Genomic DNA, 19,173 nt, shown 5'->3' with positions numbered 1-19,173 from the left:
TCCTTGTCGCTTCCCTTCCGCGTGCACCGACACGGGGACGCGGCATGCCGACGCGCCGAGTTTACAGGCAGCCGACACGGATTCCGAGCGACAAGCCGGCGAGCACTAATGTTAATTAGTCTCGCAACATGCTAGAAAACGTCACTACTCAGCTACAGCCCCACAACACTGGACGCTCTCGACAGGAAAGTCTTATGACGCACACTCGCTCCCTGCGCCCCCTGTGCCTTCTGCTGGCCGGCATGTCATCGAGCGCCGCCGCACTCGCCCAACCCGCCGCTTCCGCGGACGAACAGACCACCGACCCCGTCCAGCAGGCCACGCAGCAGGCGGAGGTGCGTCGGGACCTGGAAGACGAGAGCGCGGAGAATCCGCTGGCGATCACGGCCTATCGCCGCAACTACATCATGCCCTGGACCTACAACACGAATCCGGACGAAGCGGACTTCCGCGAGATCACGGACGAGGGCGACATCGACCACACCGAAATCAAGTTTCAGCTCAGCTTCAAGATCAAGCTGCTGGACGACATGTTAGGGCGCAACGGTGATCTCTACTTCGCGTATACCCAGCGGAGTTGGTGGCAGGCCTACAACTCCGACGCGTCTTCCCCTTTCCGCGAGACCAACTACGAACCCGAGGGTTTCATCAGCTTCGACAACAGCTGGACGCTCTGGGGCTGGACCAACACCATCAACCGGGTCGGCTTCGCGCACCAATCCAACGGCCGATCCGATCCGCTGTCGCGCAGCTGGAACCGCTTCTACGCCGAATCGATCTTCCAGCGCGGCGACTGGGCTTTCAGCGTCGCGCCTCACTGGCGTGTCCCGGAGAACGACGACAACGACGACAATCCGGACCTGGAGAACTATATCGGCTACGGCGATATTACCGTTGTGCGCGCCATTGGCGATCAGGAGCTTTCGCTGACGATGCGCGGCAACCCGGGCAAGGCTCACTACGGTGGCCAGCTCGACTACTCTTTCCCCCTGTTTGGCAAGGTGCGCGGCTACGTGCAGTACTACAAGGGCTACGGCGAGAGCCTGATCGACTACGACAACGATATCGAGCGTTTCGGTCTCGGCTTCAGCCTCAACACCTTCCTGGCGGGCATCCCGGGAACCCGCTAGGGCATTCGGTGCGTTGATGCGGACAGAGAGCCTGTCTATGCTGTTCAACGCCATTCGACTGTCAGAGGAAGACGACCATGACCATGCAACCCATCGGTGACAACGGTAGCGATCGCGAGCGTGAAGCCTCGACCGATCAGCTGAAGGAAGACCTGCGCAATCTCTCCCACACCGTGGAAGAGCTGATTCACGCCACCGCGGAAGACTCTCGCGGCAATGTCGCCGAACTGCGTGAGCGGGCGCAACAGCGACTGCACGAGACGCGGGCACGCCTCGAAGCGCGTGGCGAAAAGCTCTACGCCAGCGCCCGGGAACAGGCGGATGCCACCGATCGCTACGTGCACGAGAACCCGTGGACCAGCATCGGCATCGGTGCCGCGGCCGGCGTCGTTCTCGGGCTCCTGCTGGGGCGTCGTTGATGGCGGGTCCGGCGGAAAGCGTGATCAGTGCCGCCCGGCGCCTGATTGCCAACCTGATCACCAGCGGCGAGACGCGTCTGCGTCTCGCCGTGGTCGAGTGGGAAGCCGAGCGTGAACGTCTGCTCTCGCTGCTGCTGCTGGCCGGCGCAGGGCTGATCATGCTGTCGTTCGCGATCGGCATGCTGCTCTTGCTGATCGTGGTGATGTACTGGGAAGACAACCGTCTGCAGGCGATCGCGATCTGCTCGGGTGTACTCTTCGTGATTGCTGCGGTACTGATGCTCTCGGCCCGGCGCGTAGCGAAGCAGCGCAAGCTGATGGCAGCGACGTTGCGCCACCTCGACCGTGACCGTCAGGCGCTGGAGCCGTCGCATGAGTGAACGCAGCCGGCAACAACAGATCGAGGATCTCGAAACCGAGATCCTGCAGCAGCGGCTCGAGATGACGGCCGCCATGCGCGAGTGGCACGACGCCACGGCGCCAATCGACAACGCCTGGCACAAGCTGACCCAGTGGCGAGTGCCGCTGATGGCTGTCGGCGGGCTCTTTGCGATGCGTGGCGCCCGCCGCCCGCGCTCGACCGGACGTCTGTTGAGACGCACGCTGACCGGCCTGATGATGTACAACCGTGGCAAGGCACTCTATCGCGCAACGCGGGGCCGCAATCGCTGAGACTTCCCGCGCGGCTAGAGTGACTGGCCGCAGGCCACGCCCGATGCCCAAGCCCACTGAAAATTGAAACCGCCCAGCTGCCCGGTGACATCCAGCACCTCGCCGATAAAACGCAGCTGTGGCAGGTCGTCGACCGCGAAAGTCTTTGAAGAGATGGCCGCGGTATCCACGCCGCCGAGCGTCACCTCCGCCGTCCGCCAGCCTTCGGTTCCGGCTGGTTTGAACTGCCAGCTTTTCAAGACCTGCTCGATCGCTTCCAGCCGCGCATTGGATAGCGACGCCAGCGTCTCCTCAGGCCAACCATGCCACTGCATCAAAGCCTGGGCCAGACGCCGCGGCAGACGCCCGCCAAGCCAGCTTCCCACTTGCCGGCGCGGCGTCTCGCGTCTGAGCGCCGCGAGCGTCTCGGCAACGGGCGTGCCCGGCAGCCAATCAATCGTCACCGTCTCTCCGGGCTGCCAGTGGCTCGAGGCCTGCAGCATGGCAGGACCGGACAATCCACGATGCGTGAACAGCAGCGGCTCGCGGTACCGCCCCTCGCCGCAGCGCGCCTCGACGGGGCAGGAGATTCCCGAAAGCGCCTTGAGTGATGCTTTCCATGGCGCGGTCACCGTGAACGGCACCAGCGCAGCACGCGTCTCCGTAACCGCCAGCCCGAACTGACGAGCGATATCATAGCCGAAGCCGCTGGCCCCCAGCGTGGGGATCGAGAGCCCGCCGGTCGCCACCACCACCGCACCGGCATCGAGTGTCTCACCGCCGGCGCGCAAGCGCATCCCCTCACCCCGTCGCTCGATCCGTGTCACCGGCGTCGATAGCGAGACCTCGACACCGGCCCACTCGCACTCCGTCAGCAGCATGCCCACGATTTCCTTGGCGGAGTCGGCGCAGAAGAGCTGACCGGGCGCCTTTTCCACATACTCGATGCCGTGGCGCTCCACCAGGTCGACGAAGTGCTGCGGGGTGTAACGTTTCAACGCAGAAATCGCGAAATGCGGGTTGGCCGAGAAAAAATGCCCCGGTGTCGTCGCCAGATTGGTGAAATTGCAGCGCCCGCCGCCGGACATCAGGATCTTCTTGCCAGCCTTATTGGCATGATCGATAACCCGCACGCGGCGCCCACCGGAGCCTGCGGTCAACGCGCACATCAGGCCCGCGGCCCCCGCGCCGATGACGATGACATCGTAGGCTTTCATCTCTCGCACCGCTCCCGCTGTCGTGTGGCCGGGCATTCTATCAGAGTCGATAGGCCTCGGGCCGCACGCTCAGCGGCGGTCGCGACGACCATGAGGAGGCGTGGAAATCAGGATTCGTGCAAAGCTGCGCAAAAGGCCATGGCAAGCGAAAGGCCTTGCAGGATACAAGCGTTGAAAGCCCAAGGCTTTCCATTCATCAGCCGTTCAGGTACCAACGATTAGCGTAACCTTGGCGCTGCTCGGCGTGACAGTGACAGGATCGGCTCACTCGCCGTGCTCGACGATTCTCCAGAGCGCCAACCATCCCCGCGAGCACGATTACACCGACAAGAGAGCCCGCCCATCATGCTCAGTCCTTCGCCGACACGTTCGCAAGCCCACGGGACACGGTCGCGGCGTCTCGATCTCCGGCATCTTTGCGGTTGGCTGCTGATTCTGGTCATCGGCAGTGCGCAGGCCCAGACTCCGGTAGCCATTATCGCGGCCACCGCCACCTCCGTTCGCTGGCAGGACACGGTCGAGGCACTAGGAACGCTGCGTGCCGAGGAGAGCGTCATCCTCTCTTCGATACTGACCGGTACCATCGAGGCACTGAATTTCGACGATGGCGATACCGTCGTCGCCGGCCAGTGGCTGGTACAGCTCGATGATGATCAGGCACAGGCAGAGCTACGGGCGGCACAGGCACTGCTGGGTCAGCGCCGCAGCGCGCTTGACCGCACTCGGCAACTGCAGGCACGCAACCTGGGCGTGCGTGCCACGCTCGAAGACAACGAGGCGCTCGTACAGCAGAGCGAAGCCGAGATCGACGCGATTCGCGCACACCTCGCCGATCATCGCCTGGTGGCACCGTTCGACGGCACGGTCGGCCTGCGCGCGATCAGCGTCGGCGCGCTGGTCACCCCGAACACCCAGCTGGTGACCCTCGACCGCCTGCAGACCATGAAGCTCGATTTCACCGTCCCCGCCACCCTAATCGCGTCGTTGCAGCCGGGACTGACATTGGACGCCACCACGCCGAGCTATCCCGACCAACGTTTCAAAGCGGAAATCGCCACGCTTGGCACACGTATCGACCCGATCTCACGCAGTCTCGTGGTACGAGCCAATCTGCCAAATCCCGAGCGACGCCTGCTACCCGGCATGCTGATGGAGATCGACCTGGCGCGGGCACCCCGCGACACCTTGAAGATCCCTGAAAATGCCCTGGTGCCCAACGGCGAGCGCCAGGCGGTATGGTTGATCGACAATGGTGAACCGCCGCGCGTCACCCGCCGCGAAGTGACGATCGGCGAACGCCGCCACGGCGAGGTCGAAATTCTGACAGGGCTGAGTGCCGGCGAGCGCGTCGTTAGCCATGGCACCCTCAAGGTGCGCGAGGGCGATGTGGTCGAACTGATCGCCGAGGATCCGGCCAGCGGCGATATCGAAGGCATTCTCGAGCGCCAGCGCCGAGCGACGCAATCGCGGCAGTCGAACTGATGCGACTATCCGATCTTTCGATCCGCCGCCCGGTCCTGGCGACCGTTGGGTCCCTACTGGTCGTGGCTTTTGGCCTGCTCGCGCTGGAGCGCCTGCCACTGCAGGAATATCCTGCCATCGACCCACCGGTCATCGGCATCGAGACCCGCTATCCAGGCGCCTCGGCCAGCGTCGTCGAGACGCGCGTCACCCAGCTGCTGGAGGACCGCATCGCCGGTATCGAAGGGATCGTCTCGATCGAATCGAGCAGCGCCGACGGCGAATCGGAGATCGACGTGGAATTCTCACTCGATCGAGACATCGATGGCGCCGCCAACGATATCCGCGATCGCATCGCTGCAGTGGCAGACAACTTGCCCGACCAGGCCGACCCGCCCCAGATCGAGAAGAGCGACAGTAGTGACGACGTCATTGTCTGGTTCTCGCTCTCCGGCGAGGGCTACACCATCCCCGAGCTCACCGACTACGCCAACCGCTATCTGGTCGACCGTTTCTCGACCCGCGATGGCGTCGCCCGTGTTCGCCTCAGTGGCGGCAAGGAGTATGCCATGCGCGTCTGGCTCGATCGCAACGCGCTCGCGGCGAGACGCCTGACTGCGGACGATGTCGCGCAGGCCCTGCGTGACGAGAACGTCGAACTGCCGGCCGGCTTTCTGGAGTCTCGCGATCGCCAGTTCACGCTACGCATCCCTCGCAGCTTCGTGACCGCCGACGATTTTCGCAGTTTGGCGATCGCCCGTGGCGAAGACGGTTACCTGGTTCGCCTGGCGGACGTGGCAGATGTCGAAGTCGGTTCTGTGGAGGAACGCTCGCTCTATCGCGGCAACGAGATACCGATGGTCGGTCTCGGCGTGGTCAAACAGTCCACCGCCAGCATGCTGGCGGTCGCCGAGAGCGCCAAGGCAGAGATGGTGTCCCTGCAAGCCAGCCTGCCCGAGGGCATGCAGCTGGCGCTCAACTATGACTCGTCGGTCTTCGTGGCCGGCGCGCTGCGTGAGGTCATCTCGACGCTGGTGATTGCGATGCTCCTGGTCGTCATCGTGATCTTTCTCTTCCTCGGCAATCTACGCACCACGCTGGTCCCGGCAGTGACGGTCCCGATTTCACTGATCGGCACCGCGTTGTTTCTGGTGCCCTTCGGATTCTCGCTCAATCTCCTGACCCTGCTGGCACTGGTGCTGGCCATCGGCCTGGTCGTCGACGATGCGATCGTGGTGATCGAAAATGTCCACCGGCGCATGCTGACCTACGGTGAAACGCCACTGGTCGCCGCATTTCGTGGCAGCCGCGAGATCGGCTTCGCCGTTATCGCCACGACGCTTGTGCTGGTCGCGGTCTTCGTGCCGCTTAGCCTGCTTCAGGGCGATGTGGGGCGACTCTTCTCGGAGTTCGCGTTGACACTCGCCGCGGCGGTCGGCCTCTCCTGCCTGATTGCCCTCTCGCTCGCGCCCATGCTCTGCGCCAAGCTTTTGATCCCGTCTCTACACGAGAACCGCGTAAGCCAAGCCATTCACCGGCTGGTCGAACGCTGCCAGCACGGCTATCGGCGCAGCCTTCGATTCGCGCTGCGGTGGCGCCTCGGCATAGTCATCCTGTTCGGTCTGCTGTTGATGCTGACCGGCTGGCTGGCGCAGCAGTTGCCCAATGAATACACGCCGCGTGAAGATCGAGGTGCCTTCTTCGTACTGATCGAGGGGCCGCCGGGCGCCACCTTCCGCTATATGCAGGACTACTATGATGAGATCGAGGCACGCCTGATGGCGCTGGTCGATTCCGGTGACGTTACCCAGCTTTCCGTCAGGGGCCCTCGCGGTTTCGGCGGCGTGGAAAACTTCAACGACGGCCTCGCGATTGTGTCGCTAGCGGACTGGGGCGCCCGCCGCTCGGCCTGGGAGATCATGAGCGACATACGCACGCGACTCGCCGACCTACCCGGCGTCACGGCGATACCGGTGATGCGCCAGGGTTTCGGCGGCCGCGTAGAAAAGCCGGTGCAGTTCGTGATCGGCGGCCCCACCTATGAACAACTGGTCGACTGGCGCGACCGGTTGCTGACGCGGCTGCGCGAGGACAGCCTGGGGCTGGAAGCCTTGGACAGCGACTACAAGGAGACCCAGCCGCAACTGCGTATCGAGATCGACTACGATCGCGCCGCCACACTCGGTGTAACGGTCAGCACTATCGGCTATACGCTGGAGACCCTGTTCGGTGGCCGCAACGTGACCACCTACGTCGACGATGGCGAGGAGTACGACGTCATCCTGGAGGGGCAACGGGCGCGCCAACGCTCACCGGCAGCACTCGACAACGTGCAGGTACGCTCAGCCATCAGCGGCGCACTGATTCCGCTCGCCAGCCTGGTTTCGGTGTCGGAATTCGCCGGTGCCAGTGAGCTGAACCGGTTCAACCGCATGTGCGCAATCACGCTGGAAGCCAATCTTGTCGATGGCATGGCTCTGGGCGACGCCCTTGCCGCACTGCGCACACTGGCCGAGGAGACGCTCCCGGATGAGGCTGTAATCGACTACAAGGGACCATCGCGGGACTATCAGGCATCCAGCGGCGCCACCACGTTCCTGCTGATTCTGGGCGGTGTCGTAGTCTTCTTGGTCCTAGCCGCCCAGTTCGAAAGCTTCGTGCACCCGCTGATCATCATGCTGACCGTGCCGCTAGCCGTCAGCGGCGCGCTGCTCGGACTCTGGGTCAGCGGGCAGTCACTCAACATCTATAGCCAGGTAGGCCTGGTCATGCTGGTGGGGCTGGCAACCAAGAATGGCATTCTGATCGTGGAGTTTGCCAACCAACTGCGCGACGCCGGCGCACCATTCCGCGAGGCCTTGATCGACGCCGCCACCACGCGACTGCGCCCCATCCTGATGACGACGGTAACCACCATGGCCGGCGCCATGCCGCTGATTCTCGCCTTCGGCCCGGGCGCCGAGTCGCGCGCCGTGATCGGCACGGTCATTTTCTGCGGCGTGGCGACGGCCACGCTACTGACACTCTACGTGGTGCCGGTCGCCTACGACCTGCTCGCTCGGCGCACCGGCTCACCCGGCGACATCGGCCGCCGCCTGCGCCGCGAGCTCGACGATGCAGCGCCCGCTGACAAGCCCGAGTAGCGAGCCGCCAAATCACGGCTACAATGAGGAGGTGTCTTCATCAAGTCGAGAGGTGCAGTGACGTGAGCCTGTTTCATCGCGACGACAAGACATCCATCGACGAGGAGATGGCGGCTGCCGCCGAGGTCGGCAGTCGGCTGGACGACGCGCCCGCGGGAGATGAACGCGCTGCGAGCGAACCGCTGGAAGACAGCATCGACGAGCCTGCACCCTATGCCTCCCGCTACCTGTCAGTAGACGATACGTGGGCGGCACGCTCTCGTCGGCGCCTGGATGCGCAAATTCAGGATACCCGCGACAGCTGCGATGCCTTTGTCCAGCAGCAGCCTTGGAAGAGCGTGGGCATTGCCATACTGGGTGGCGCCTTCTTGGCGATGCTGCTGAGCCGCCGTTAACTCCTCTTTTTCCTCCCCTTCATGATTAAGGAAGATCCATGAGCCGACACTATCGAGATGAAGCCCGCCAGACTTACCGCGACATCAAGCGCCGCGGCAGCCGCGATCTCGAGCGCGCACGCCACCGCGCCGACGATATGAGCCATGAACTGGCAGAACACGCAGAGGAAGCCTGGCGGGAAACCGACAACTACGTGCGTCGTAACGCCTGGAGCAGCATCGGCGTAGCCGCGCTCGCCGGTTTTGCCCTGGGCTTCTTCACGGGCCGCCGCTAACCCGCTCGCGCCAGACACTTTCCTCTCCCACGACAGCGCCCGCCAATCGGGCGGGCGCTATCATCAGGATGTGGGCCAAAAACTCGTCGGCGCCCTCTTTGACCACTCGAGGCACACGAGTCAGTCAGCGCTCGGCACGTTCCCGCCCAGCTTTCCGCCTTTCGCCCAGTCCTGCCGATCGGTCTCCTGAAAGAAAATCTGTACCGACTCCGGCGATGCCCCATAGATCTCGACAAACGACTGTGTCACTTTCTCGGCCAGCTGACGCTTCTGCTCGGCATCACGGGGAAACTGTTGAATCGTCACGATAGGCAACGGTGAACCCTCTTCTGTGGTATCTGTTGATGTTGTACCTGTTGATGTCGTACCTGCTGGGCGGAATGAAAACGGCTCGATCACGCTGCGGCCTGATCGAGCAGCGCCTCGCGCAAATGGCGCAAGCTGTCGTTCTCGCTACTGTCCGGCCACAGCCAGAGAACCTGCCCCGAAAGGGCAACGGCCGTGACCCAGGGGCCGAGCCGGCGGGCACGACACGCCGTCGGAGTCCAGTGCCTCCCATCGTGGGAGCGCTCCCAGACCGCCAGCTCGCCTTCCAGGCGGCAGCGTAGATAGTCAACTCGCGAGGTCGCCCGCAGACAACCGATCAGACGCAGAAGCACCGCCAGGGCGATAATCACGCTCCACCCGGTGGAACTCCAGATGGCGGCATAAGCCACCAGCGACACGCCGAGTATCGCCTCGGCACCGGTAGCGAGCCTAGAGCGCCTTATGGCGATCGCGATCAGTGGTTTCGGCATGCTCTACGATCATCATGACAATACGGCGCAGGTCGTTGTCCGCCGGCCAGTCTCGGCGCATCAACCAGGTAAAGAGATCCTGATCCTCGTTAGCCAGCAGGACGCGATAGCGCTCCTGGTCGGCCACGTCCAGAGCGTCGTAGCGAGCCTCCAGAAACGGCACCAGGAGTAGATCCAGTTCCCACATCCCGCGGCGCGAATGCCAGTAAAGTCGTTTGCGCGAGATATCTTCGATGTCGGACACGGGACTTCCTCGGTCGGGAGTGTCGCGCCATTATAAACCGGCCTGGCTCGCCCCACTATCGATGATCGCACCGTCTACGGCTAATGCGTTGTTTTCTCGAAAGTTGCGAAGTATGCTGAAACGACAACAACAGATGCCGGATCTACGTGTTTCAGGCCCGGAAGGATTCAGGGCCGGGTAGAGTTCGGGCCCAGGTGAATGTCGGACCCGGCTGCCGCCGTTCGCCGCCAGGCAGATGCCGCACGGAGAGTGTCGATGACCAAGTCTGAACTGATCGAGCAGATTGCCGCCCGACGGCCCGAGCTGTCGGCAAAAGAAGTCGAGTCTGCAGTGCGCGTCATTCTCGACGATATCACCAACGCATTGGCCGATGGCGGACGCGTTGAAATTCGTGGCTTCGGCAGTTTTTCGCTGCATTTTCGCGAGCCGCGTACAGGACGCAACCCCAAGACCGGCGACCCGGTCGACCTGGACGGCAAGTTCGTACCGCATTTCAAGCCGGGCAAGGAGTTGCGCGAGCAGGTCAATGCCAGCCGGGCGCTGGGTTATTGATCTCAACAGTCACCGTGCTCGCCGTCCGACTCGGCGGGTCTCTCCGCAGCCGGCCGTGATGACCGTCGCCGCTGCGGTATGTCTTCAGGAATCGCTATGCGCTGGCTCAAAGGCGTCATCCTCGCCATCCTTCTAATCGTCGTTCTGCTGCTGGGCATTCTGTTCGCGGTCAACAATCAGCAGCCGCTTCCACTGGATCTGATCTGGGTGCAGTTGCCACCGGCGTCGCTATCCCTCTGGTTGCTGGTCGCTCTGGCCTGCGGCGTAATTCTCGGCATGCTCGCCATGACCGGCATGTATCTGCGGCTGCGCACCCTGCTGACCCGGGCGCAGCGTCATAACCAGCAACAACGCAAGGAACTCGATCGTCTGCGGACGCAGGAGTTCAAGGAAAGCACCTGAATGAGCGATGTTCTGCTGCTGGCCTTGCTGGTGGCAGCCATCGCCATCGGCTGGTGGCTGGGACGCTGGGAAAGTGGACGACAGCGAGGGCGCCGTGATGCCCCTCGCGGCGCCCTGCCCCGCGACTATTTCGTCGGCCTCAACTACCTGCTCAACGAACAGCCCGACCGCGCCATCGAGACCTTCACGCAAGCACTCGAGGTCAATAGCGACACCATCGAGACCCACATTGCGCTAGGTAACCTCTACCGATCCCGCGGCGAAGCCGACCGCGCCGTACGCATTCATCAGAACCTGCTCGCCCGCCCCAGCCTGACAGCCTCGCAGAGCGGCCAGGTTCAACTGGAGCTCTCCCGCGACTTCCTACACCTCGGCCTGCTCGACCGGGCCGAACGGCTATTACTGTCGCTGCAAAAAAGCAACGTCGACGACACCCAGAAGCTGTCTGCGCGACGCCTGCTGGTCGACCTTTTCGAGCGTGAGAAGGAATGGAGCCAAGCGCTGGAAGCGGCCCAGCCGCAGCTGGTGCGCGAGGATAGCGATATCCGCCGGGCCGCGGCGCACTGGCAGTGCGAGCTCGCGCTCGAACATCGCGCCAACAGTAGCCCCTCACTGGCCCGCAAGGCCCTTCGGCAAGCGCTGCAGATCGACGAACGCTGCGTCCGCGCCAACTGGTTACTCGGCCAGCTGGAGTGGGACATCGGTCAGTACCGTGACGCCGCCCGCTATTGGCAGCGCGTCCCCGAGCAGGATGAAAGCTTCACCGCGATCGTGCTGGAGCCGCTCCAGGAAGCTTACCGAATGCTCGGCGACGATGACGGCTGGTGGCAGTTTCTCGAACGTCAGCTACAGCAGACACCGCAGACCAGCGTGGTCATCATGGCCGCCAATACACTGCGGGCACGCCAGGGCAGCGACCTTGCCTGCGCCTTCGTCAGCGACCAACTGCGCGACCATCCCAGCCTGCGCGGGATCGACTACCTGATGGATCTCTATCTGTGGGACAGCGATCCCGGCGAACGCGACCGCCTCGAGCTGCTCAAGCAGCACACCACACAGCTCTTGAGCATTCGTCCGCGTCACCGCTGTCAGCGCTGCGGCTTTGGCGCCGAACAGCTCAACTGGCAGTGCCCCCGCTGCCGCAGCTGGGGCACCAGCAAGCCAGTCACCGGCCTCGAGGGCGAGTGACTAAGACGACAGGGTAAGCGAACGCTCGATCGCTGCCAGCGCCTCCATCGGCTTCTCGGCCTGGGTTACCGCGCGCCCGATGACAAGGTGCGTGCTGCCGGCGGCCATGGCAGCCTCCGGTGTCATGACGCGTCGCTGGTCCCCCGCCTCGGCAGTCGCCGGCCGGATACCCGGTGTCACCTTGAGGAAGTCATTACCGCAAAGCTCGCGCAAACGCGCGCTCTCCCGAGCCGAGCAGACGACACCATCCAGCCCGGCATCCCGCGTCAGCGTGGCCAGCCGCTCGACCTGCGCCAGTGCGCCGCTCGCCACGCCCACTTCTTCGAGCTCGTCGTCGGTCATGCTGGTCAATACGGTGACCGCGATCAGGTGCGTGCGCAGATTGTGCTGCGCGAGACGCGCGGCACTGGCCTCCATCATGCGACGACCGCCCGCCGCATGCACATTGACCATCCATACCCCCTGATCCGCAGCCGCTTCGACCGCCCCGGCCACGGTGTTGGGAATGTCGTGAAACTTGAGGTCGAGAAAGACCTCGAATCCGCGAGCATGCATAGCCTCAATGGCCGCGGGTCCGACGCGGGTGAACAGCTCCTTGCCGATTTTGACGCGACAACGTGCGGGGTCCAGGGCATCGGCCAGCTGCAGCGCTGGCGCCAACGCCGGGTAATCGAGCGCGATGATCAGCGGGGAATCGGTGGCCGCCATGAAATGAATCTCCGACAGGAATGAGTCGCGCCGCAGTATACCGGACTTGCGCCGCTGTCGGGCCATAGGGCCATCTGTCGATATCTCGCACAACGATTCCGCCATCACTTACAACACCTGACGAAGATTTCCTATTCAAGCGAGACATGACTCGCCGATAGGACTCTTGGAGGTCGTGCAATCCTTGGCGCCCCAACCAACAAGTCCAACTACGAGAGGGAATGCAGACATGAAAAACGGCTTTAGGATCCTTCTGTTATCGCTGGTACTCCTGTCCGCGCTACCAGTTTTCGCCCAGCAGCCGGTCAATATCAATACGGCAACCGCGGAAGAGCTGGCAACGTTGCCGGGCATCGGCGAAGTGAAAGCCGAAGCGATCGTTGAGGATCGCGATGCCAACGGTGACTACGCGAGCCTGGAAGAGCTGACCCGGGTCAGCGGCATCGGCGAGACGACGGTCGCCAACCTGTCAGACAACGCCACACTGTAGTGCTGAGGCCCCGGCCAGCGTCGCTCACCCCCGGGGCCAATTCTGCTTGCAATTTTGCCAATCGTCTCCATGTTGCCTAATCAGGCAGAACTCAACCTGGAGACATCATGCCCCTGCTTTTTCTGCTCACCCTATTCGCGATCGTGGACTTCATCACGCTGTTCACGTTCGGCGCGAAGCTTGGCTGGCTGCTGAGTCTCGCCTGGATTGTCGGCTCGGCCGCTTTCGGCCTGCACCTGATCCGCCGTGAAAGCCTGTTGACACTACAGCGCGCTCGCGAGCGGATGAACCTCGGCCAGATGCCTTCGAACGAGCTGCTGGCCGGCGCCTCGTTCGTCCTTGCCGGCCTTCTGCTCCTGGCACCCGGCTTTCTCTCGGACCTTTTCGGCGTTCTTGCCCTGTTGCCCGGTAGCGGCAGCCTGGCTTCGCGCTGGTTCGGCAAGCGTCCGACCTCTCGCCAATCCCACCATGGAGCGGATGACTGGCAGACGCCGCCAAGGGACGATTTCGATACCGGCGAGCGTCGTCGCGTGGACGGCGACCCCCTCGAAGGCGACTATCTCGGCAAGGACCGCCCCTGATCGGGAATATGCTCCCTTGTCGGGCAAATTTTTTTCGCCAGCCCCTTGAAAGCCATGAGCCCGACCCCATCAAGGCAGCAGCGACAGATTTAGGCCATGAGGCCCATTAACCGGAAGGCGAAAGCCTTCACCCCTTGAGCCTCGCTCTAGTGGGAACGTGCATTTGCAACATGCAACCATCAGGAGAACGTGAGCAATGAAAATCCGTCCCTTGCACGATCGCGTCATCGTACGTCGCAAAGAAGAAGAGCAGAAAACTGCTGGCGGCATCGTGCTTCCGGGCAGCGCCCAGGAAAAGCCGACTCGGGGTGAAGTCCTGGCCGTAGGCAATGGCCGCATCCTCGATAACGGCGAGGTGCGGGCTCTGGACGTGAAAGTCGGCGACACCGTCATCTTTAAAGAAGGCTTCGGCGTCGAGAAACAGAAAGTCGACGGCGAAGAAGTGCTGATCATGAGTGAAGGCGACATTCTGGCCGTCGTCGAAGGCTAATTGTCGCAACGCTTAACGACTTCATCACCATTTCACGTTTCATATTAGGAAGATCGGACAATGGCAGCTAAACAAGTCAAGTTCTCCAGCGACGCTCGCACCCGCATGGCCAAAGGGGTCGATACCCTTGCCAACGCCGTCAAGGCGACGCTCGGCCCGAAAGGTCGCAATGTCGTGCTGGAAAAATCCTTTGGCGCACCGACCGTCACCAAAGATGGTGTTTCCGTCGCCAAGGAAATCGAGCTGAAAGACAAGTTCGAGAACATGGGCGCTCAGATGGTCAAGGAAGTGGCGTCCAAGACTTCCGACGTCGCTGGTGACGGTACTACTACCGCAACCGTGCTGGCTCAGTCCATCGTCAACGAAGGTCTGAAAGGCGTCATCGCCGGCATGAACCCGATGGACCTGAAGCGCGGCATCGACAAGGCCGTGGCAGCCGCCGTCAAGGAAATCGAAGCGCTGGCAGTCCCCTGCACGGACTCCAACGCCATCGCTCAGGTCGGCACCATCTCCGCCAACGGCGATAGCAACATCGGCCAGATCATCGCTGAAGCGATGGAGAAAGTCGGCAAGGAAGGCGTCATCACCGTCGACGAAGGTCGTGGCTTCGAAGACGAGCTCGAAGTCGTCGAAGGCATGCAGTTCGACCGCGGCTACCTGTCGCCGTACTTCGTCACCAATCAGGACACCATGGCGGTCGAGCTGGAAGACCCGTTCATCCTGCTGGTCGACAAGAAGATCTCCAACATCCGCGAACTGCTGCCGACACTGGAAGCGGTTGCGAAGGCCGGCAAGCCGCTGGTGATCATCGCCGAAGATATCGAAGGCGAAGCGCTGGCGACATTGGTCGTCAACAACATGCGCGGCATCGTCAAGGTCGCAGCCGCCAAGGCACCGGGCTTCGGCGACCGCCGCAAGGCCATGCTGCAGGACATCGCGATCCTGACCGGCGGCACCGTGATTTCCGAGGAAGTGGGCCTCGACCTCGAGCAGGCAACTCTGGACCACCTGGGCACTGCCAAGCGCATCACCATGTCCAAGGAAAACACCACCATCATCGATGGTGCTGGCCAGGATTCCGACATCGAAGCGCGCGTCAATCAGATTCGCGCCCAGATCGAAGAGACCTCCTCGGACTACGACCGTGAGAAGCTCCAGGAACGTGTCGCCAAGCTGGCAGGCGGCGTTGCCGTCATCCGCGTCGGTGCTGCCACCGAAGTCGAGATGAAAGAGAAGAAGGCACGCGTCGAAGACGCCCTGCACTCCACTCGCGCCGCTGTCGAAGAGGGCGTGGTGCCTGGTGGCGGTACCGCACTGGTTCGCGTACTGACCAAGGTCGCCGGCCTCAAGGGTGACAATGAAGATCAGACGCACGGCATCGCCATCGCCGTTCGCGCCATGGAAGCGCCGCTGCGCCAGATCGTCACCAACGCCGGCCAGGAAGCCTCCGTCATCGTCAATCGCGTCAAGGACGGTGAAGGCAACTTCGGCTACAACGCCCAGACCGGCGAGTTCGGCGACCTGTTCGACATGGGTGTTCTTGACCCCGCCAAGGTCACGCGCACGGCACTGCAGTCTGCCGGTTCCGTTGCAGGCCTGATGATCACCACCGAATGCATGATCGCCGACGATCCGGAAGACGCGCCTGCCGGCGGCGGTGCTCCGGACATGGGTGGCATGGGTGGCATGGGCGGCATGATGTAAGCTTCCCGCCCTCACCGGCTCTCTCGGTTCCGACAGATCCGGTATGATGGAAAGGCCCCGCTTCGGCGGGGCCTTTTTTTATGCCTCGCCTAAGCCTCACCTCAGGCTTGATGTATCACCCCAACCGCTAGCAGGAGTTTCTGACGCATGCTGGACCGCATTCGCATCGTCCTCGTCCAGACCTACCACCCCGGCAATATCGGTGCCACCGCCCGCGCCATGAAGACGATGGGGCTGAACGACCTCGTGCTGGTCAATCCGCGACAGTTCCCGGACGAGGACGCCACGCGACTGGCAGCCGGCGCCACCGATGTCATCGACGACTGCCGCGTCGTCCCCACCCTGCCGGAGGCGATCGAAGACTGCGTTCAGGTCATCGGGGCGAGCGCCCGCCTCAGAAGCCTACCGCTACCCTGCTATCACGATCCCGAGCGGATGATGGTCGATGCCTGGCAGCGCCTGCCTGACGGCCCCGTGGCTATTGTCTTCGGCCGCGAGCGCTACGGCCTGACCAATGAGGAAATCGGCCACTGCACCCACCAAGTCAATATCCCCGCCAATCCGGCGTATGGCGTGCTGAATCTGTCACAGGCCGTCCAGATCGTCGCCTACGAGGCGTTCCGCCAAGCCAGTCGCCAATCCCTCGCCCCCGCACCGAAAGCCGCCAGAGGGCCCTATCCAAGCGCCGAACAGCTCGAGCACTTCCATGCCCATCTGCACCGCGCGCTGGACATTGCTGGTTTTTTGACCCAACCGCATGCCAAGACGGAAGCGCACCTGAGAGCACTGTTTGCCCGGGCCGAACCCAATCGCAAGGAAATTTCCATTCTTCGCGGTGTACTCAGCGCCCTCGAGCGCACCGGCCCCGCTGGCGGAGGCGACGATATCGAGCGCTCAACCGACTGAGCCGCATTTTGACATTGCCGGCGCCTAAATAGAGAATGTAAATCAATCTCATTTATAGGAGGGCGCAACGATGCCCGCGGAACGCTCTCAGCTCTACTACACCTGCGTCTTCCTGCAGGTCTCCTTTCAGGCCGTGCAGAACTCGGTCGGACAGGGCAGCCGTGAGGACAACACGCCCTGCTGGCTGGACGCCGAGATGCTCAAGATGCTGCTGCGGGAGCTCAAGCGTTGTCGCGAGAGCGCCTCCCCCTTTGCGGACGTTCATACCGCACTGAATACCGCGACCTATCATTGCGGATTACTGATGGCGCAGTGTCCCGGCGCATTGGATCAGCAACTTTGTCTCTACCATCTGGAAGCGATTACGCTGCCGCTGCGAGAAGCGGTAACGCGACTCTCGGGCCACTCGCTGACGGCGTCCCAGCAAGGCGTGCCCGCCGGCCAGCGGCTGCGCAACTGGCTACGGCGCTGAGCCGGCTTCCTGAAGGTCCCAGCTCGCCTCCGCGACCGCTCTCGCAGATGGCTTCCCGGTGCGATTCCGACCCAACGACATCCCCTCCGCCTCGAACATGCGCTGAACGGCACTCGTCAGCCAGCGGTCATCGGACAGACATAAAAAAACAGCGCCCGAAGGCGCTGTTTTTCGCAATGGCCGGTCAATCCCGAAGGATCAGTCCTGGCTCATCTGCTGCTTGATCAGGTCACCGATGGTGGTCGGACCGTTGGGCTCGACATCCTGGTCACGCAGCTTGGTCATGCTGCGACGCGTATCGACCTGGTCCTTCGCCTTGATGGACAGGTTGATGGCGCGACTCTTGCGATCGACGTTGACGATCTTCGCTTCGACGCTGTCGCCTTCGTTCAGCACGTTGCGTGCATCTTCGACGCGGTCGGCGCTGATCTCGGAGGCCTTGAGCACGCCGATGACATCGGTCGCTAGCTCGACATGCGCTTCCTTGGCATCGACTTCGACGATACGACCGGTAACCACGGCGCCCTTGTCATTGACAGCCAGGAACTCGGAAACCGGATCGGTTTCGAGCTGCTTGATGCCCAGAGAAATGCGCTCACGCTCCGGATCGATGGAGAGGATGACCGCTTCCGCTTCGTCGCCCTTCTTGAACTGACGAACCGCTTCTTCGCCCGTTTCGCTCCAGGAGATGTCGGAGAGGTGAACCAGACCGTCGATGCCGCCTTCCAGACCGATGAAGATACCGAAGTCGGTGATCGACTTGATGGTACCGGCAACGCGATCGCCCTTGTTGTAGCGGCCGTTGAAGTCTTCCCACGGGTTGGTGGTGCACTGCTTGATACCCAGGGAGATACGACGGCGCTCTTCGTCGATGTCGAGAACCATGACTTCGACTTCGTCACCGACCTGAACGACTTTGGACGGATGGATGTTCTTGTTGGTCCAGTCCATTTCGGAGACGTGAACCAGACCTTCGACACCCTCTTCCAGCTCGGCAAAGCAGCCGTAGTCGGTGAGGTTGGTAACCTTGGCGTTGACCTTGGTACCTTCCGGATAGCGATCCACGATGTTGACCCAGGGATCTTCGCCCAGCTGCTTCAGACCCAGCGATACACGGTTGCGCTCGCGGTCGAACTTCAGCACCTTGACGTTGATCTCGTCGCCAACGGCCACGATTTCGCTCGGATGCTTGATGCGCTTCCACGCCATGTCGGTGATGTGGAGCAGGCCGTCGACGCCACCGAGGTCGACGAAGGCGCCGTAGTCGGTGAGGTTCTTGACGATACCGTTGATCTGCTGGCCTTCCTGCAGCGTGGCGAGCAGCGCTTCACGCTCGGCACTGTTCTCAGCTTCGAGAACGGCACGGCGGGAAACCACAACGTTGTTGCGCTTCGGATCGAGCTTGATGACCTTGAAGTCCAGCTCTTTGTGCTCCAGGTGCGCGGTATCGCGAACCGGACGCACGTCGACCAGGGAGCCCGGCAGGAACGCACGGATAGAAGCCACGTCGACAGTGAAGCCGCCCTTGACCTTGCCGTTGATCACGCCCTTGACGATCTCGTCCTTCTCGAAGGCCGCTTCCAGCTCTTTCCAAGCTTCGGCGCGCTTGGCCTTCTCGCGGGACAGGCGGGTTTCGCCGAAACCGTCTTCCACGGCTTCCAGCGCGACCTTGACTTCATCGCCGACAGCGATGGTCATTTCGCCATTGTCATCGCGGAACTGAGCCGCGGGGATCTGCCCCTCGGACTTCAGACCGGCGTTGACGGTAATCCAGTCACCCTCGATGTCCACCACGGTTGCCATGACGATGGCACCGGGTTCCATGTTGATGTCCTGGAGAGACTGTTCGAATAACTCAGCAAAGCTTTCGCTCATGTGATTCCTACGTGATCAACGTTGATGGCGGTCGGGCCGCCTTCCTCCGCACCACCAGCGAGTGCGGGCCTTA

23 protein-coding genes are annotated in these 19,173 nt (G+C 62.5%); 17 read left to right on the top strand and 6 right to left on the bottom strand.

Annotated elements, in window-relative coordinates; all coding sequences use genetic code 11:
* Positions 1–194 precede the first annotated feature (194 nt).
* From MC381_RS17385 to MC381_RS17370, 4 genes are all read left to right on the top strand, one after another.
* Positions 195–1,130: a phospholipase A gene (locus tag MC381_RS17385; RefSeq protein WP_251979026.1), complete on the top strand. Its 936-nt coding sequence runs from the start codon at positions 195–197 to the stop codon at positions 1,128–1,130.
* Positions 1,131–1,207: 77 nt separating this feature from the next.
* A complete protein-coding gene (locus MC381_RS17380; protein ID WP_251979025.1) occupies positions 1,208–1,549 on the top strand; it encodes an ElaB/YgaM/YqjD family protein in 342 nt (113 codons plus the stop codon).
* A complete protein-coding gene (locus tag MC381_RS17375; protein WP_251979024.1) occupies positions 1,549–1,929 on the top strand; it encodes a phage holin family protein in 381 nt (126 codons plus the stop codon). The genes MC381_RS17380 and MC381_RS17375 overlap by 1 nt, the downstream gene beginning before the upstream one ends.
* Positions 1,922–2,221 carry a YqjK-like family protein gene (locus MC381_RS17370; protein WP_251979023.1) on the top strand — a complete coding sequence of 100 codons (300 nt, stop codon included), beginning with the start codon at positions 1,922–1,924 and terminating at the stop codon, positions 2,219–2,221. Before MC381_RS17375 ends, MC381_RS17370 begins: the two co-directional genes overlap by 8 nt.
* A 14-nt stretch (positions 2,222–2,235) precedes the next feature.
* Here MC381_RS17370 and MC381_RS17365 read toward each other — a convergent pair whose 3' ends face one another.
* On the bottom strand, positions 2,236–3,417 hold the full coding sequence (locus MC381_RS17365) for a BaiN/RdsA family NAD(P)/FAD-dependent oxidoreductase (RefSeq protein ID WP_251979022.1): 1,182 nt from the start codon (positions 3,415–3,417) through the stop codon (positions 2,236–2,238).
* Positions 3,418–3,762: 345 nt separating this feature from the next.
* Here MC381_RS17365 and MC381_RS17360 point away from each other — a divergent pair, with 345 nt between their 5' ends.
* The 4 genes from MC381_RS17360 (at position 3,763) to MC381_RS17345 (ending at position 8,691) form a co-directional block, all read left to right on the top strand.
* The gene (locus tag MC381_RS17360) at positions 3,763–4,899 is read left to right on the top strand and encodes an efflux RND transporter periplasmic adaptor subunit (RefSeq protein WP_251979021.1); all 1,137 of its coding nucleotides are present in this window, start codon (positions 3,763–3,765) and stop codon (positions 4,897–4,899) included.
* Positions 4,899–8,021, top strand: a complete 3,123-nt coding sequence (locus MC381_RS17355; RefSeq protein ID WP_251979020.1) for an efflux RND transporter permease subunit — start codon at positions 4,899–4,901, stop codon at positions 8,019–8,021. Before MC381_RS17360 ends, MC381_RS17355 begins: the two co-directional genes overlap by 1 nt.
* A 62-nt stretch (positions 8,022–8,083) precedes the next feature.
* Positions 8,084–8,416 (top strand): DUF883 C-terminal domain-containing protein, encoded by a 333-nt coding sequence (locus MC381_RS17350; RefSeq protein WP_251979019.1) that lies wholly within the window; start codon positions 8,084–8,086, stop codon positions 8,414–8,416.
* 38 nt (positions 8,417–8,454) lie between these two features.
* Positions 8,455–8,691 carry an ElaB/YgaM/YqjD family protein gene (locus MC381_RS17345; RefSeq protein WP_251979018.1) on the top strand — a complete coding sequence of 79 codons (237 nt, stop codon included), beginning with the start codon at positions 8,455–8,457 and terminating at the stop codon, positions 8,689–8,691.
* A 120-nt stretch (positions 8,692–8,811) separates the two neighbouring features.
* Here the strand turns inward: MC381_RS17345 and MC381_RS17340 are convergent, their stop codons facing one another.
* The 3 genes from MC381_RS17340 to MC381_RS17330 form a co-directional block, all read right to left on the bottom strand.
* On the bottom strand, positions 8,812–8,997 hold the full coding sequence (locus MC381_RS17340) for a tautomerase family protein (RefSeq protein ID WP_319022851.1): 186 nt from the start codon (positions 8,995–8,997) through the stop codon (positions 8,812–8,814).
* Between the two features lie 89 nt (positions 8,998–9,086).
* The gene (locus MC381_RS17335) at positions 9,087–9,488 is read right to left on the bottom strand and encodes a hypothetical protein (protein WP_251979016.1); all 402 of its coding nucleotides are present in this window, start codon (positions 9,486–9,488) and stop codon (positions 9,087–9,089) included.
* Positions 9,448–9,675 carry an FAD assembly factor SdhE gene (locus MC381_RS17330; protein WP_251979072.1) on the bottom strand — a complete coding sequence of 76 codons (228 nt, stop codon included), beginning with the start codon at positions 9,673–9,675 and terminating at the stop codon, positions 9,448–9,450. Before MC381_RS17330 ends, MC381_RS17335 begins: the two co-directional genes overlap by 41 nt.
* A gap of 255 nt (positions 9,676–9,930) precedes the next feature.
* On the opposite strand from MC381_RS17330, the gene MC381_RS17325 reads away from it, so the two are divergent.
* The 3 genes from MC381_RS17325 (at position 9,931) to lapB (ending at position 11,874) form a co-directional block, all read left to right on the top strand.
* A complete protein-coding gene (locus MC381_RS17325; RefSeq protein ID WP_264297458.1) occupies positions 9,931–10,284 on the top strand; it encodes an integration host factor subunit beta in 354 nt (117 codons plus the stop codon).
* Positions 10,285–10,380: 96 nt separating this feature from the next.
* Positions 10,381–10,686, top strand: coding sequence for a LapA family protein (locus tag MC381_RS17320; protein ID WP_251979014.1), 306 nt, complete (start codon positions 10,381–10,383; stop codon positions 10,684–10,686).
* The gene (lapB, locus tag MC381_RS17315) at positions 10,687–11,874 is read left to right on the top strand and encodes a lipopolysaccharide assembly protein LapB (RefSeq protein ID WP_251979013.1); all 1,188 of its coding nucleotides are present in this window, start codon (positions 10,687–10,689) and stop codon (positions 11,872–11,874) included. It begins immediately after the preceding gene.
* Here lapB and pyrF read toward each other — a convergent pair whose 3' ends face one another.
* Complete coding sequence (gene pyrF, locus MC381_RS17310) at positions 11,875–12,582, bottom strand: orotidine-5'-phosphate decarboxylase (protein ID WP_251979012.1); 708 nt, start codon at positions 12,580–12,582, stop codon at positions 11,875–11,877.
* 229 nt (positions 12,583–12,811) lie between these two features.
* Between pyrF and MC381_RS17305 the strand changes: the two genes are divergently transcribed.
* The 6 genes from MC381_RS17305 to MC381_RS17280 all read left to right on the top strand — a co-directional run bounded on the left by MC381_RS17305 (position 12,812) and on the right by MC381_RS17280 (position 17,225).
* Positions 12,812–13,072: a ComEA family DNA-binding protein gene (locus MC381_RS17305; protein ID WP_251979011.1), complete on the top strand. Its 261-nt coding sequence runs from the start codon at positions 12,812–12,814 to the stop codon at positions 13,070–13,072.
* Positions 13,073–13,179: 107 nt separating this feature from the next.
* Complete coding sequence (locus MC381_RS17300) at positions 13,180–13,653, top strand: FxsA family protein (RefSeq protein ID WP_251979010.1); 474 nt, start codon at positions 13,180–13,182, stop codon at positions 13,651–13,653.
* A gap of 196 nt (positions 13,654–13,849) precedes the next feature.
* On the top strand, positions 13,850–14,143 hold the full coding sequence (locus MC381_RS17295; RefSeq protein WP_251979009.1) for a co-chaperone GroES: 294 nt from the start codon (positions 13,850–13,852) through the stop codon (positions 14,141–14,143).
* Between the two features lie 60 nt (positions 14,144–14,203).
* The gene (groL, locus tag MC381_RS17290) at positions 14,204–15,847 is read left to right on the top strand and encodes a chaperonin GroEL (RefSeq protein WP_251979008.1); all 1,644 of its coding nucleotides are present in this window, start codon (positions 14,204–14,206) and stop codon (positions 15,845–15,847) included.
* A 147-nt stretch (positions 15,848–15,994) separates the two neighbouring features.
* Positions 15,995–16,753: an RNA methyltransferase gene (locus tag MC381_RS17285; RefSeq protein ID WP_251979007.1), complete on the top strand. Its 759-nt coding sequence runs from the start codon at positions 15,995–15,997 to the stop codon at positions 16,751–16,753.
* 70 nt (positions 16,754–16,823) lie between these two features.
* Positions 16,824–17,225: a hypothetical protein gene (locus MC381_RS17280; protein ID WP_251979006.1), complete on the top strand. Its 402-nt coding sequence runs from the start codon at positions 16,824–16,826 to the stop codon at positions 17,223–17,225.
* Between the two features lie 198 nt (positions 17,226–17,423).
* On the opposite strand, the gene rpsA is transcribed toward MC381_RS17280, so the two are convergent.
* Positions 17,424–19,100: a 30S ribosomal protein S1 gene (gene rpsA / locus MC381_RS17275; protein ID WP_251979005.1), complete on the bottom strand. Its 1,677-nt coding sequence runs from the start codon at positions 19,098–19,100 to the stop codon at positions 17,424–17,426.
* Between the last annotated feature and the right edge of the window lie 73 nt (positions 19,101–19,173).

The organism is Salinicola avicenniae (assembly GCF_023736115.1).
Classification (GTDB): domain Bacteria; phylum Pseudomonadota; class Gammaproteobacteria; order Pseudomonadales; family Halomonadaceae; genus Salinicola; species Salinicola avicenniae.
Note: the sequence above shows the minus strand (reverse complement) of the source record. Positions and strands in the feature narration are given on the sequence as shown.

What these genes read in the sequence shown, in the direction of transcription:
- MC381_RS17385 (WP_251979026.1), top strand. Translation starts at nt 195, where the DNA reads ATGACGCACACTCGCTCCCTGCGCCCCCTGTGCCTTCTGCTGGCCGGC.
- MC381_RS17320 (WP_251979014.1), top strand. Translation starts at nt 10,381, where the DNA reads ATGCGCTGGCTCAAAGGCGTCATCCTCGCCATCCTTCTAATCGTCGTT.
- lapB (WP_251979013.1), top strand. Translation starts at nt 10,687, where the DNA reads ATGAGCGATGTTCTGCTGCTGGCCTTGCTGGTGGCAGCCATCGCCATC.
- MC381_RS17355 (WP_251979020.1), top strand. Translation starts at nt 4,899, where the DNA reads ATGCGACTATCCGATCTTTCGATCCGCCGCCCGGTCCTGGCGACCGTT.
- MC381_RS17380 (WP_251979025.1), top strand. Translation starts at nt 1,208, where the DNA reads ATGACCATGCAACCCATCGGTGACAACGGTAGCGATCGCGAGCGTGAA.
- MC381_RS17370 (WP_251979023.1), top strand. Translation starts at nt 1,922, where the DNA reads ATGAGTGAACGCAGCCGGCAACAACAGATCGAGGATCTCGAAACCGAG.
- MC381_RS17295 (WP_251979009.1), top strand. Translation starts at nt 13,850, where the DNA reads ATGAAAATCCGTCCCTTGCACGATCGCGTCATCGTACGTCGCAAAGAA.
- MC381_RS17300 (WP_251979010.1), top strand. Translation starts at nt 13,180, where the DNA reads ATGCCCCTGCTTTTTCTGCTCACCCTATTCGCGATCGTGGACTTCATC.
- rpsA (WP_251979005.1), bottom strand. Translation starts at nt 19,100, where the DNA reads ATGAGCGAAAGCTTTGCTGAGTTATTCGAACAGTCTCTCCAGGACATC.
- MC381_RS17375 (WP_251979024.1), top strand. Translation starts at nt 1,549, where the DNA reads ATGGCGGGTCCGGCGGAAAGCGTGATCAGTGCCGCCCGGCGCCTGATT.
- MC381_RS17285 (WP_251979007.1), top strand. Translation starts at nt 15,995, where the DNA reads ATGCTGGACCGCATTCGCATCGTCCTCGTCCAGACCTACCACCCCGGC.
- MC381_RS17360 (WP_251979021.1), top strand. Translation starts at nt 3,763, where the DNA reads ATGCTCAGTCCTTCGCCGACACGTTCGCAAGCCCACGGGACACGGTCG.
- MC381_RS17345 (WP_251979018.1), top strand. Translation starts at nt 8,455, where the DNA reads ATGAGCCGACACTATCGAGATGAAGCCCGCCAGACTTACCGCGACATC.
- MC381_RS17335 (WP_251979016.1), bottom strand. Translation starts at nt 9,488, where the DNA reads ATGCCGAAACCACTGATCGCGATCGCCATAAGGCGCTCTAGGCTCGCT.
- MC381_RS17330 (WP_251979072.1), bottom strand. Translation starts at nt 9,675, where the DNA reads ATGTGGGAACTGGATCTACTCCTGGTGCCGTTTCTGGAGGCTCGCTAC.
- MC381_RS17325 (WP_264297458.1), top strand. Translation starts at nt 9,931, where the DNA reads ATGTCGGACCCGGCTGCCGCCGTTCGCCGCCAGGCAGATGCCGCACGG.
- groL (WP_251979008.1), top strand. Translation starts at nt 14,204, where the DNA reads ATGGCAGCTAAACAAGTCAAGTTCTCCAGCGACGCTCGCACCCGCATG.
- pyrF (WP_251979012.1), bottom strand. Translation starts at nt 12,582, where the DNA reads ATGGCGGCCACCGATTCCCCGCTGATCATCGCGCTCGATTACCCGGCG.
- MC381_RS17280 (WP_251979006.1), top strand. Translation starts at nt 16,824, where the DNA reads ATGCCCGCGGAACGCTCTCAGCTCTACTACACCTGCGTCTTCCTGCAG.
- MC381_RS17365 (WP_251979022.1), bottom strand. Translation starts at nt 3,417, where the DNA reads ATGAAAGCCTACGATGTCATCGTCATCGGCGCGGGGGCCGCGGGCCTG.
- MC381_RS17305 (WP_251979011.1), top strand. Translation starts at nt 12,812, where the DNA reads ATGAAAAACGGCTTTAGGATCCTTCTGTTATCGCTGGTACTCCTGTCC.